Genomic DNA, 12,205 nt, shown 5'->3' on the forward strand with positions numbered 1-12,205 from the left:
TTTTTCTTTTATACCGGTTTGTGGGCCTGATTTTAAATGTCAAAAAATGTTAAAGACTTTGCCAACATAGGCAAGCTCATGGTTAAATCAATATATTAGCACATTAATCCCGCATTATCAGATATTCATGAACTACTTAAAATTATCATTTGCATTCTTTATACTTTGTTTTTCTATAAGTATAGGTGCATCAGCCCAACAGGACACAGCCATTTTAAGCAACATTCTTAATAAATCCAAGATCATTGCCGACCGCTATCCTGCAGAAAAGGTCTATCTGCACTTTGATAAACCTTATTATAGTGTAGCTGACACGATGTATTTCAAAGCTTATCTTACGTTTGAACAAAATGTTCCTTCGCCATTGAGCAAGGTGGTATATGTAGATGTGATCAACAGTCAGGACTCAATTGTAAAATCACTGAAACTGCCTGTTACCAACAGCGTAGCCTATGGCAGTCTCGATCTGGACATGATCAATTTTAAACAGGGCAACTACTATGTACGGGCCTATACAGTCTGGATGTTTAACGCCGGACCAGAATATTTCTTTACCAAAAGCATCCCCGTTGGTGAAGCAATTGACAAGAAACTGATCACACATTTTAGTTATAACAGCACACAAAGTGATAAAGGCCAGGTGATCGATGCAAGGATCCAGTTCAAAAACCTGGATAAAATACCCCAGGCAGGTAAGACGGTCAACTGGAGCGTGACCTCAAATTATGAGGTGGTCAGCAGGGGGAAAGGTGTAACCGACGCCAACGGGATCCTGAAACTGAGTATCACGCCGCGTAAAAACGAATCTATCAAAATAGGAAACCTGGTGACGGAATTAAATATGGGCACACAGGACCCGCCGGTTAGCACATCTTTTGTATTGAAACCAGTGGTGGGAAACAACGATCTTCAGTTTTTCCCCGAAGGTGGCGAGCTGATAAAGGGAGTACCTACACAAATCGCCTTCAAGGCTATCAATCAAAAAGGACTGGGTATTGATCTTACCGGTACGCTGACGGACAATGACGGTAACCAGATCACAACCTTTACTTCTGCACATTTAGGTATGGGTAGTTTTTACCTGAATGCCGAAGGCACAAAAACCTATAAAGCGAACATCACCTTTAAAGACGGCTCTAAAAAGAGTTTCGATCTGCCTAAAGCTGTAGAATCAGGTATCTCTATCCAGGTAAATACCGCAAACCCGGAAACCATCAATTTTAAAATTGTAGCAAATGACAGCTATTTCCAGCAAAACCAGGGGAAGAGCATTTCTATCGTTGCACAAAATGGAGGTAGGGTTTATTATGCAGCGCAGTCAAAATTACAGACTCAGGTTACTGCAGCCAAAATCCCGTCGAATAAGTTCCCTTCCGGAATTATACAAATGACACTTTTCGGCGCAGACGGACAGCCAATTAGTGAACGTCTTATTTTTGTACTGCACAAAAATGCAATGAACCTGACACTAAAATCTGATCTTCCGGCGTATAAACCACGCCAAAAAGTAAGGATGCTGGTTTCTGCCAAGGATTCTACCAACCGCCTGGTGGGTGATTTCTCTCTCAGCGTTACTGATCTGCAGAAAGTACCGGTTGACGAAAATACAGAGACTACGATCTTAAGCTCTCTGCTCCTCACCTCCGATCTGAAAGGCTTTATCGAACGCCCAAATTATTATTTTCTGAAAACTGATGAGAAAAAACGTCAGGAACTGGATATCCTGATGCTTACACAAGGATACCGCCGTTTCTCTTACAAGGAAATCCTGGCAAACAGGTTTCCTGAAACCAGCTTTATGCCTGAACAGGGTATTACTTTTACGGGTACTTTAAGGGACAGAACGGGTATGCCTTTGAAGAAGGCAGGACTTCGCTTAACAAGTCCGGGCAGAAACGTTTCATCACAGGCACTGACTACCAACATGGGTGTATTTACTTTCCCTAACCTTGTTTTTGATGATGGCGCTGAACTGGTCATTAACGCAAATTACGGCGCCGGAAGCAATAGCATGATCATGCTTGATGCGCCTTTTGTTCCTGAAATTACAAAAAATCCTGCCGCTGCTACCGAAGTGGTAAACATCGACAGTACTTTATCATCATATCTGGACAACAGTAAGAAACAGTACAGCAACCTTCGTACGTTAAAAGAGGTGAAGATTACCGGGGCAACGGTGAAGAAACCAAGCCACACGGATTATATTGCCCTGACGGGACTGAGCATGATGCCTGATCACATGATTGCCGGTGAACGCTTTTCGGATTGTAATGACCTGATGATGTGCCTTAAAACTATGGCTGTTGGGATGACCTTTGATGTAGATAAATTCTACGTGAGCCGCAGTTATAACCAGGGGGACAGAACTCCGGTACAGATCTTTATCAATGGGAATGCTGTTGATGCAATCTCTGTCAGCAGTGTTATGCCAAAAGATGTTGAATCCGTAGAAATCTTTACGCAGGATCAGCTTGGTATTGTTTTTAAACAGTACCAGTGTAATGGTGTGATTGTAATCAATACCAAAAAGGTTGAAAAATCAAATATGAGCCTGGCAGATCTGAAAAAGCTGATGCCGCAAAACAACATTCTGAAATTTACACCTAAAGGATATACCAGGGCTAAGGATTTTTATTCTCCGAAATATTTAACGCAAACCAGTTCTTATACCGGAAATGATTTGAGGACGACAATTTACTGGAACCCGAAGATTATTACCAATGCAACAGGTGATACTGCTGTTGAGTTTTACAATTCTGATGGAAAGGGAACTTACAGGGCGGTTATCGAAGGAGTTGATGTCAACGGTAATGTTGGCCGCTTTGTTTATCGGTATACGGTTAAGTAACCCAAAAGCCGAGCCCCCTATATCTAGGCTACCTGCTGCTGAAAAACACCAGAAGGCCTCGATATGGGGGGCTCGGCTTTTGAGACTTTATCCCGTAGCATGATGGACAAGCAGGGCGGACATGCAGGGAACCAGGCAGGGCGGACAAGCATGTTGCCAAGCAGGCCTTACTGATCAAACTGGCACTTCAGTCCCTCTTCAGTCATGATCCCGTAATAGGGCTCTTCCCTGCGGTCATCATCTCCGCAATCCCATAAAGAATAACCTTGCAGATAGCGGTCAAGGTCCTTGTCAATATTGAGTTTTGCTCCTACGGGAACCTTCAATACAAGTTCAACCTGCTGGTTGCGCCAGTTTACATTTTTCATCAGGTGCAGCTCCGGGCTAAACTTCAGCACCGAATCCTTTTGCATGAAATCGTAATGGATGTTCTTTGCGTGGTATAAAGCCGTTTCAAAGTTAATCCCCTGTGAGCTGTAACTTTCAGTAAGCGATGACACATTGTTCTCACTTTTTTCAATCCGGATGGTCACATTGCGTGGGGCATTGAAAGGACCTCTTTCATCATCCTGAATGATTCTTCCTGTATATTCTTTGGAGTTTAACTGGTAATGCAGACTGTCCTCCTTACTGAAGAAGCGTGACCTGTCGATAGACAAGGTGTAAACAGGATAAGTTTTTAAAGGTATGTTTTGTGTGAATTCTGCATTTTCCTTAAACTCGGTACTGATCTTGGCAACATAGAATATACCTACCGATAGTGCACATAGCCAGATCAGCAGCAAAGCATAGGAAAACATTCTGTTGATACTGCGGCTGTTAAACGCAACACGGATGGAAAGCAGGATCAGTGAGAGCAACGGAATTACTATAACGATGAGCATTGCAATTACAAATGTTGTAAAGTATGCCTGATCAACGATGTTCAACGGAAAGATTTCGTTGGTTGAGGCATCCCAGAAACCGAGCAGGGCAGCAACGGTAATGAAAGCACCCAGCAGGGCGATTGATCCGCTAATCATGATGATCACCGCAACAAACTTAAGAATGGTTTTGCCGGCGCCCTGCACAAATGTACCCAGCACCTCAACAAATTCGGCAATAAAACTTCCGGACTGTTTTACAAAAGGCCTCATCTGGTCGCTTGCATCTTTAAAGTTATCCCTCAGGTTGGAGAGTTCCTCTTCAAAGCTCCTCTTAAAACCCTGCAGGTTAACGGCCTCCCCTTTCATTGCCATCTTCTCAGAACGGGTAAAAGCTTTGGGGATAGATACCCATAAGATCAGGTAAGCGATCAGGCCTGATCCGCCGAGGAAAACAGTCATCACTGCGATAATCCTTAATATGCTCACGTCCATTCGCAGGTAATGGCTTAAACCGGCACAAACACCGGCTACCATGGCCTCGTCAGTATCCCTGAAGATCTTCCGTTCCCCGAATGCAGAGAAATGAGGATTGCTGTAGGTGGCAGAGGGCTCATCCTCAGATTCGTTCTCAAAATCTTTCACAGATCCCATCAGTTCAATTACTACTTGCACATCCGCCAGTTCAATCACCTGCTTCTGCTGGGTATGCAGCATTTCGGTAAACATTTCAGCAATGCGGTTTTCTATGTCACTTACAATCTCAAAGTCGTCTGCACTTTTGCCAAAATGCTGTTTCACTTCAATCAGGTAGGTATTGAGCAGATCGCAGGCATCTTCTTCAATATGAATGATGGAGTTGCCGATATTTATGTTAAGTGTCTTTTTCATTGTTTTGAGGTTAAGAGCGTTGCATCAGCCTGATGCAGCTTTAGGGTTAATTTTTCTTTGATTCTTTGGATTGTGCAATTGCAAACGAGAGTTCCTGCCAGGTTCCATCCAGCTGGGAGAGTATAGACACTCCATCCGGCGTAAGGGTATAGTACTTACGGGGAGGGCCACCGGTTGACTCCACCCAGTTGTAATTCAGCAACCCATTGTTCTTTAACCTGGTGAGCAGCGGGTATAAAGTGCCCTCTACTACAAGTAGTTTGGCCGACTTTAATTCTGCAATAATATCAGAGGCATATATCTCTCCCCGTGATATGATCAGGAGCACACAATATTCGAGTATGCCTTTTCGCATTTGTGTTTGTGTATTTTCTGCTATCATAAAACAAAGTTATGTGTTTTCTATAGTAATATGCAATACATAGTACTGTATGAAATATAAATATCTTATAACTAACTGATTTACAGACATAATATTTTAAAATGTAAAAATTGGATGGCCAAAACACGCGGCAAGCAGAACTATTTAAGCTTGTTTTGCCAGAAATGAGAGACAAAATATTATTCTAAAACTACAGTATGTGTGTGATACCTTAGAAACAATAATCTACTTTTGCAGCTTATTAAAGAATAAGATTTTATGCTCAAAAAATCTATTGACCTGATCAGGCTCGAAGCTGCGGAGAATTCAGACCAATCCCTCAAAAGAACATTAGGCCCTTTAAACCTGATCTTGATTGGTGTAGGATTGACCCTTGGCGCCGGCCTGTTTTCCATTACAGGACTTGCCGCCGCCAACTATGCCGGCCCGGCAGTTACCCTTTCGTTTATCATCGCGGCTCTGGGCTGCGGTTTTGCTGCCTTATGTTACGCAGAATTTGCATCCATGATCCCTGTTGCAGGCAGCGCATATACTTATTCCTATGCTACCATGGGCGAATTTTTCGCCTGGATCATCGGCTGGGACCTGGTACTTGAATATTCTGTTGGCTGCGCCACAGTGGCTATCAGCTGGTCACAGTATTTAATACGGTTTTTATCCTCCTTTCACATCTACCTGCCGGCACAACTGACGCTTTCTCCATTTGAGACTGCCAAACTAAGTGACGGCACTATCGTTCATGGCTGGATCAATATTCCCGGAGCATTGATCGTGATCCTGATGACACTGATCGTGATCCGCGGAACCAAAGGCTCTGCCATTGTTAACGGCGTAATTGTATTCCTGAAGGTGGGCGTAGTGCTGGTTTTTATCGCCCTTGGCTGGCAGTATATTGATCCTGCAAATTACAAACCCTATATCCCGCAAAATACCGGTGAATTTGGCCATTTTGGCTGGAGTGGCGTTCTTCGTGGCGCAGCACTGGTGTTCTTTGTGTTTATCGGCTTTGATGCCGTTGCCGCTTCTGCCCAGGAAACCAAGAAACCCTCAAGAGACCTGCCAATAGGTATTTTGGGATCATTGCTCGTATGTACTGTGCTTTTTGGATTATTCGGACATGTAATGACTGGTCTCGCAAACTATAAGGAGTTTGCCGGCAGTGGTGCACCAGTGGCTATCGCGATTGAGAAAACACCCTTTGCATGGCTGAGCCAGGCCATCATCCTGGCCATCCTGATTGGCTATACTTCAGTCATCCTGATCGATTTAATGGCGCAATCAAGGATGTTTTATTCCATCAGCCGTGATGGCTTGTTGCCAAAAGTATTCTCAGAAGTACATCCAAAATACAAGACCCCTTACAAGTCAAATATCCTGCTCTGCGGCTTCATTGCCCTCTTTGCAGCATTCGTTCCAATTACTGTGGTAGGCGAGATGACCAGCATTGGAACTTTACTGGCATTCCTGATGGTGTGCGTGGGCATTCTGATCCTGAGAAAAACAGACCCTGCAGCAGAACGTCCGTTCAAAGTACCTCTTGTTCCGCTGATTCCGATACTTGGTATCCTCACCTGTTTAGGCATGATGGTGTTCATGCCATGGGAAACCTGGCTGCGTCTGATCGTATGGCTGGCCATCGGTCTGCTGATCTATTTTTGTTATGGAAAAAAGAACAGTGTACTCCGGAAATCGTTGCATAAATAGTACACTCTACTGTACTAAAACATGTTGTAACGCATTAAAAATCAATTATATTAATAAAATAAAAAATCGATTGTCAATCCAAAGAAAGAATTCTTAACATTTTAACAGGGCAGGTTTTTTTGGCGCAGGGTTTGTAATAAACTTTGTACCTACTAAAAACATCTATCTATGCTAGCTAAAATGAATCTTCTTTTCCCGGCTTTTGCAAGGCAAGAGCGTGTGACACATCAACAAAAAGCATTAACTCACAAACAATGGGTAAGTGTAGATAGAATAGTAATGGCGGTATTATTCGTCGTAACCATCGCAGGAGCAATCATTTTCTCCTGATCCCTTTAGAACAAGACCTTAAATAATAGATTAATTTTTAGCACCTGGGATACCGGGTGCTTTTTTTTGCCCCGGATTTCGCTACAGCAATAAGGTATCTATCCGGTGCGCCTGAACGCGCTGTTGTGTAGGTGCCCAGGAATAAATGGTGAAATGCCCGTCCTGTGAAGCTACCATGGCTACAGCATCATTCTGATCGTGGACAAATTGTGCAGCAGAAAGATGACGCGTGCCCCCAACTTTTGCAGCATGCATAGTAACAGCTCCCCCACCTGAAATAGGCTCCATAAAGGAAATATCCTCAATCAGATCTTTACCCTTGGCCCTGCCGATTTTAGCCCCGAAGGCCAGCAGTTCAAATTCATCGCTAATGACAGTAGCACCATCAACAGCTGTTAGGCCGGCAAGATGCTCTACCTCTCTCTTCAGTGCTGTCTGCCAGAATATCTGGCTCGCTTCCTTACGTTCCTGCCTCAGCAGATTTGACAGTCCTACAAATGCAGGCTGAATACCATATTGAATAGGTTTTATAATGGACTGTAACCAGTTCCCTGATCCATGGGGCACCACAAGCAATGTACCGCCCCGCTGATGCGAACGCATTGATACTGCCAGCTGGATCATTACATTTACTGTGTCGTTCCAGTAGGAAGGCGCTGTGAGGTCTAAAAGAGACAATAATATCGGAGGACAGTCCGGAAGTTTCGTACTGTCGCCATCTACAATCTTAATCTGGTCGCCTTTAAGTACGGCAATATTGGTGAATTTACCGAAACCATAAATACGCCTGTGTTTGATCACCAGCAAGGCAGGCTCAGAAACATCCACCACAAAGCAGAAATTCGGGATACTTGTTGTTGTACCCCAGATATACAGTCCGTCATCTTCCAGCCAGATGCCCAGATGAATGCCCGCACGTTCTATACCGGGTGCAATCTTAACCAGTGTAGTAGGGTTTAATGGCAGCCGCTGTCTGAAAAGTAACGGATTGCCAGCTTGTGAAGGGGGTAAAAATGCAAGTGATATTTTTGGGGAATGCCCTTCTTCTTTACGGATACTCGCCCAGAAGGCAGCATCAAGAACAGCTTCAACGATTTCTGCCGAAGGCAAAGGTGCAAGATCTTCTTCCCCGCTTTCCCTGGCCGTATCAAGATGCCCGGCAAAAATAGCTTCAACTTTTGTAGCAATAATGCGCGCTGCCTGATAGGTAGGTTTATAGATCATGGTTTAAAGTTACTAAAAAACTCCATGCCACAAAACGGCTCTGTTTCTGCCCCTGTGACATATCTATAGTTTTTAAAGCAGTTGCGCCGGCCCTGTCAATGGCATCATAAATCATCGGAAGGTGCGCGCTTTTTGAAACAAGGCTTGTAAACCAGCGGCATTGGGCACCTATCTCCTTACTTTCCCTCACCATATTCTTGATAAACTCAACCTCCCCGCCCTTGCACCAGAGCTCTGCCTGCTGGCCTCCGAAGTTTAAAACCACTTCTTTGCCTTTTCGCTTACCAAGATTTTTTACTTTACGATGAGATCCCATACGCGCTTCTTCGGCAGAAGCATGGAATGGTGGGTTACACATTGTGATATCAAATTTTTCCCCCGGCTTTACAATACCCCTGAAGATACCTGAAGATGAATGCTGCAGGCGGAAAGATAAATCATTTTTAAGCGCAGGATTTATAGCAGCTATATTCTCAGCTGAGCTGACCGCCCGTTTGTCTACATCGGAGCCCACAAACTGCCAGCCGTAAACCTGGTGCCCGATAATCGGATAGATACAGTTTGCACCAACACCTATATCCAGCACCTTAATACTGTTTCCCTGCGGGATGACGTTGTTATTTCCTGAAGCCAGCAAATCAGCCAGGTAGTGGATATAATCAGCCCTGCCGGGTATCGGCGGGCAAAGATAATTTTCGGGAATATCCCAGTGGGCTATTCCATAGAAATGCTTTAACAATGCAGCATTCAGCGTTTTTACTGCCTCAGGATTGGCAAAATCTACTGACAGATCTCCGTATGGGTTTGTAAAAACAAACTGCTCTAACTGTGGGTAGCTTTGGATTAATTCGGGGAAATCGTACCGGGAACGGTGCAGATTTCTGGGATGGAGTTCTCGCTTTTCAACAGACATAATTTAACGCTTACCCCAAAGGTAAGCGTTAATTGATATATTTCAGCGGGCAAACCGCAATTGTATGCCCGGCTATTGTGCAAGCAGACCGCCATCAGCAGCGTAGTATGTTGCTGTAACGAAAGACGCTTTGTCTGAGGCCAGCCATACTACCAGCTCTGCAATTTCCTGCGACTCGCCCAAACGACCGATCGGATGTTGTTTGATCAGTCCTTCCATCTGCTCCTCGGTTGTGTTTTTCTCCAGCAGAGGAGTTCTGATATAACCAGGACCAACGGAGTTGATTCTGATCTTCTGATCAGCATAGCCAAGGGCAGCAGATTTGGTTAATCCTACCACACCGTGTTTGGCAGCTACGTAAGCAGGAGAAAGCGGAGTTCCCACCTGACCCAGCACCGAAGCCATATTGATGATACTCCCACCGCCGTTAGTTAACATCGCAGGGATCTGGTAACGCAGTCCGTAAAAAACACCTGATAGATTGATGGCAATAACCTTGTCCCAGTCTTCAATTTTATATTCTGCAGCAATGGCAGCCGGCCCACCAATACCAGCATTGTTCACAGCGATATCAAGTTTACCAAAATGTTTCACTGTTTCTGCTACAAGGTGTTCGTTATCCTCTGGTCTGGAAGTATCAGCTTTGATAAAAACAGCATCTCCGCCATTGCTCTTTATCTTCTCTACAACCTTGTTTCCACCTTCTTCATTGATATCCGAGACCACTACTCTGGCTCCTTCTGCCGCAAATGCAATTGCAATCGCTTCACCTATTCCTGAACTTGCACCTGTAACAATAGCTACTTTATTTTCTAAACTCTTCATATCCATATTTAATGTTAAAACATCTATATAACAGGATGTACTTTAAATATGTTTGTATAAAAAATCAAAAAACTGATGTTTAACACAATTTTATGACACAAAAAAAGCTGCCTTTATTGAGGCAGCTTAGCTTTTAAATCACTTTAATGTATTAATGATTTGTTCTTACCGGTTTATCAACTGATACCTTGATCCGCTTCATGCAATACAGTCCGAAGAACAGGATATAAGCATAACAGGCAACAGGCAGAAAGAATGAGTTCTGGATCCCTATCGAATCTGCAAGTCCACCCTGGATTAAGGGTACAAGCGCACCACCCAGAATAGCCATTACCAGCAGTGATGAACCCTGGCTCACATATTTGCCCAGACCTGAAATGGCCAGCGTATAAATGTTGGAGAACATGATAGAGTTGAACAAACCTATACCCAGGATAGGATACAGCGCCATGCTTCCTTTGCTAAACACCGAGATCAGCAATAAGGCAATGTTTACCCCTGCGAACAACACCAGTGTGCGTGCCGGAGCAGATTTACCGATTACAAAGGCAATGATGTTGAGCACAATAAATATGATAAAGAAACTGGTTTGTGCAAAGGTCAGGTCAACAATACTGAAGACCAGCCCGTAAACCGCAGCAGCAGCAAGGATCATATAGATCAGTTTTTTACTCTGTGCCAGGCTGCTCAGTGAAATTGCACCAAGGAACCTTCCGATCATCGCACCGCCCCAGTATAAGGCAAGGTAGTTTTTACTTACAACCTCTGGCAGGTTCATGATGTCTTCCTGGGCCATAAAGCTGATCAGCAAACTGCCAATCCCTACTTCGGCACCTACATAACAGAAGATCCCGAAAATTCCCATCTTCAGTTGTGGAAACTTAAGTGCACCAAGGCCTCTCTCGTCAGACTCTTCAGAACTGAAAGAAGGGAGTTTAACACGGCTGATAATAAGCGCCAGGGCGATCAGGATACCGGCAAAGATCAGGTATGGGATACGGGTAGAATCGGCCGTAACTTTACCATCTACTAAAAATAAGGTGTAGATCAAATGCCCGCCCAGCACAGGAGCAATGGTTGTTCCAAATGAGTTGAAAGCCTGGGTCAGATTTAAACGGCTCGAAGCACTTTCTTCAGGCCCCAATAAGGTCACGTAAGCATTTGCTGTAATCTGCAGGATGGTAAATCCGAGTCCTAAAACAAACAGAGCTGCAAGGAATACACCATAAACAGACAAACTTGCGGCCGGATAGAACAGGCAGCAGCCTACAGCTGATAAGATAACGCCCGAAATAATTCCTTTTTTATAACCAACTTTGTTGATGGGATCGCCATTATAATAGGAGATCATAAAATAAATCAGTGATCCTATAAAATAAGCACCAAAGAAGGCAAACTGAACAAGCATCGACTGCAGGAAAGTCAGGCTGAACATCTCTTTCAGATGCGGGATTAAAATATCATTCATACAGGTGATGAAGCCCCACATGAAGAAAAGAAGTGTCATTGTAATGAGAGGGATAATAGAACTGTTTTTTTTAACGGGGGTACTGCTTTCCATGTTTAATTTTGTGTCTGGTTTATATTATGTATCTGGTTTGACAAATGAGTAAGTGTATCGAATACACAAATAAACTGTTTACTCAACGATTAATTGTGTTGATAAGGTAAAAATTGGTAAATACAGGGCATTACATCAAATAATAGTATTAATTTATACGTTCGAGGCAACATAAAATAAGATGCGAAGATTAGTAAAAAGTTTTGGATATGCAGTATCAGGAATTACTTATACTGCAAAAACACAATTGAACTTTAGGATTCACCTTGCTGCTATTCTTGCAGTAGGGCTTGCCGGATGGTACTTTAAGTTGTCCTCTGCAGAATGGACCTGCATCATGCTGGCCATAGGGCTGGTACTCGTGGCAGAACTCCTCAATACGGCAATTGAGCTGCTGGTAGACCTGGTTTCTCCCGGATTTAATGCACAGGCCGGTAAAGTAAAAGATATTGCTGCAGGAGCTGTATTGGTTGCAGCATGTATTTCAGTTGCTGCGGGGGCCATCATTTTTATTCCAAAGCTGATCTGACCATGCTCCACAAAACCCGCGGTATCGTATTGAAAACTACCCTGTACAGTGAAAGCAGTGTAGTGGTACAGATCTTTACTGCCAAATTTGGCATACAGTCCTATCTGGTGAACGGCGTAAAAAGGCCAAAGGCAA

The 12,205-nt window shown here is 43.8% G+C and carries 10 protein-coding genes; 4 read left to right on the plus strand and 6 right to left on the minus strand.

The window, feature by feature from the left end:
• Positions 1 to 127 precede the first annotated feature (127 nt).
• Complete coding sequence (locus ABWY16_RS17065) at positions 128 to 2,848, plus strand: carboxypeptidase regulatory-like domain-containing protein (RefSeq protein WP_353905865.1); 2,721 nt, start codon at positions 128 to 130, stop codon at positions 2,846 to 2,848.
• A gap of 167 nt (positions 2,849 to 3,015) precedes the next feature.
• Here ABWY16_RS17065 and ABWY16_RS17070 read toward each other — a convergent pair whose 3' ends face one another.
• Complete coding sequence (locus tag ABWY16_RS17070; protein ID WP_353905866.1) at positions 3,016 to 4,602, minus strand: PspC domain-containing protein; 1,587 nt, start codon at positions 4,600 to 4,602, stop codon at positions 3,016 to 3,018.
• 46 nt (positions 4,603 to 4,648) lie between these two features.
• Positions 4,649 to 4,984 (minus strand): PadR family transcriptional regulator, encoded by a 336-nt coding sequence (locus ABWY16_RS17075; RefSeq protein WP_353905867.1) that lies wholly within the window; start codon positions 4,982 to 4,984, stop codon positions 4,649 to 4,651.
• 258 nt (positions 4,985 to 5,242) lie between these two features.
• Here ABWY16_RS17075 and ABWY16_RS17080 point away from each other — a divergent pair, with 258 nt between their 5' ends.
• Positions 5,243 to 6,688, plus strand: coding sequence for an amino acid permease (locus ABWY16_RS17080; protein ID WP_353905868.1), 1,446 nt, complete (start codon positions 5,243 to 5,245; stop codon positions 6,686 to 6,688).
• A gap of 411 nt (positions 6,689 to 7,099) precedes the next feature.
• Here the strand turns inward: ABWY16_RS17080 and ABWY16_RS17085 are convergent, their stop codons facing one another.
• From ABWY16_RS17085 to ABWY16_RS17100, 4 genes are all read right to left on the minus strand, one after another.
• Positions 7,100 to 8,242 (minus strand): putative sensor domain DACNV-containing protein, encoded by a 1,143-nt coding sequence (locus ABWY16_RS17085; RefSeq protein ID WP_353905869.1) that lies wholly within the window; start codon positions 8,240 to 8,242, stop codon positions 7,100 to 7,102.
• Complete coding sequence (gene rlmF / locus ABWY16_RS17090; protein WP_353905870.1) at positions 8,232 to 9,155, minus strand: 23S rRNA (adenine(1618)-N(6))-methyltransferase RlmF; 924 nt, start codon at positions 9,153 to 9,155, stop codon at positions 8,232 to 8,234. The genes ABWY16_RS17085 and rlmF overlap by 11 nt, the downstream gene beginning before the upstream one ends.
• A 72-nt stretch (positions 9,156 to 9,227) precedes the next feature.
• Positions 9,228 to 9,980 carry an SDR family NAD(P)-dependent oxidoreductase gene (locus ABWY16_RS17095; protein WP_353905871.1) on the minus strand — a complete coding sequence of 251 codons (753 nt, stop codon included), beginning with the start codon at positions 9,978 to 9,980 and terminating at the stop codon, positions 9,228 to 9,230.
• Between the two features lie 151 nt (positions 9,981 to 10,131).
• Complete coding sequence (locus ABWY16_RS17100; protein WP_353905872.1) at positions 10,132 to 11,541, minus strand: sugar MFS transporter; 1,410 nt, start codon at positions 11,539 to 11,541, stop codon at positions 10,132 to 10,134.
• Between the two features lie 181 nt (positions 11,542 to 11,722).
• Here ABWY16_RS17100 and ABWY16_RS17105 point away from each other — a divergent pair, with 181 nt between their 5' ends.
• Complete coding sequence (locus tag ABWY16_RS17105; protein WP_353905873.1) at positions 11,723 to 12,070, plus strand: diacylglycerol kinase family protein; 348 nt, start codon at positions 11,723 to 11,725, stop codon at positions 12,068 to 12,070.
• Positions 12,071 to 12,072: 2 nt separating this feature from the next.
• Positions 12,073 to 12,205: DNA repair protein RecO (recO, locus tag ABWY16_RS17110; protein WP_353905875.1), on the plus strand; the 133-nt coding region annotated here is incomplete at its 3' end.

The sequence above is a fragment of the Pedobacter sp. genome, assembly GCF_040513095.1.
In the GTDB taxonomy this organism is placed as follows: domain Bacteria; phylum Bacteroidota; class Bacteroidia; order Sphingobacteriales; family Sphingobacteriaceae; genus Pedobacter.

What these genes read in the sequence shown, in the direction of transcription:
- ABWY16_RS17075 (WP_353905867.1), bottom strand. Translation starts at nt 4,984, where the DNA reads ATGATAGCAGAAAATACACAAACACAAATGCGAAAAGGCATACTCGAA.
- ABWY16_RS17065 (WP_353905865.1), top strand. Translation starts at nt 128, where the DNA reads ATGAACTACTTAAAATTATCATTTGCATTCTTTATACTTTGTTTTTCT.
- ABWY16_RS17105 (WP_353905873.1), top strand. Translation starts at nt 11,723, where the DNA reads ATGCGAAGATTAGTAAAAAGTTTTGGATATGCAGTATCAGGAATTACT.
- ABWY16_RS17085 (WP_353905869.1), bottom strand. Translation starts at nt 8,242, where the DNA reads ATGATCTATAAACCTACCTATCAGGCAGCGCGCATTATTGCTACAAAA.
- ABWY16_RS17100 (WP_353905872.1), bottom strand. Translation starts at nt 11,541, where the DNA reads ATGGAAAGCAGTACCCCCGTTAAAAAAAACAGTTCTATTATCCCTCTC.
- rlmF (WP_353905870.1), bottom strand. Translation starts at nt 9,155, where the DNA reads ATGTCTGTTGAAAAGCGAGAACTCCATCCCAGAAATCTGCACCGTTCC.
- ABWY16_RS17070 (WP_353905866.1), bottom strand. Translation starts at nt 4,602, where the DNA reads ATGAAAAAGACACTTAACATAAATATCGGCAACTCCATCATTCATATT.
- ABWY16_RS17095 (WP_353905871.1), bottom strand. Translation starts at nt 9,980, where the DNA reads ATGAAGAGTTTAGAAAATAAAGTAGCTATTGTTACAGGTGCAAGTTCA.
- ABWY16_RS17080 (WP_353905868.1), top strand. Translation starts at nt 5,243, where the DNA reads ATGCTCAAAAAATCTATTGACCTGATCAGGCTCGAAGCTGCGGAGAAT.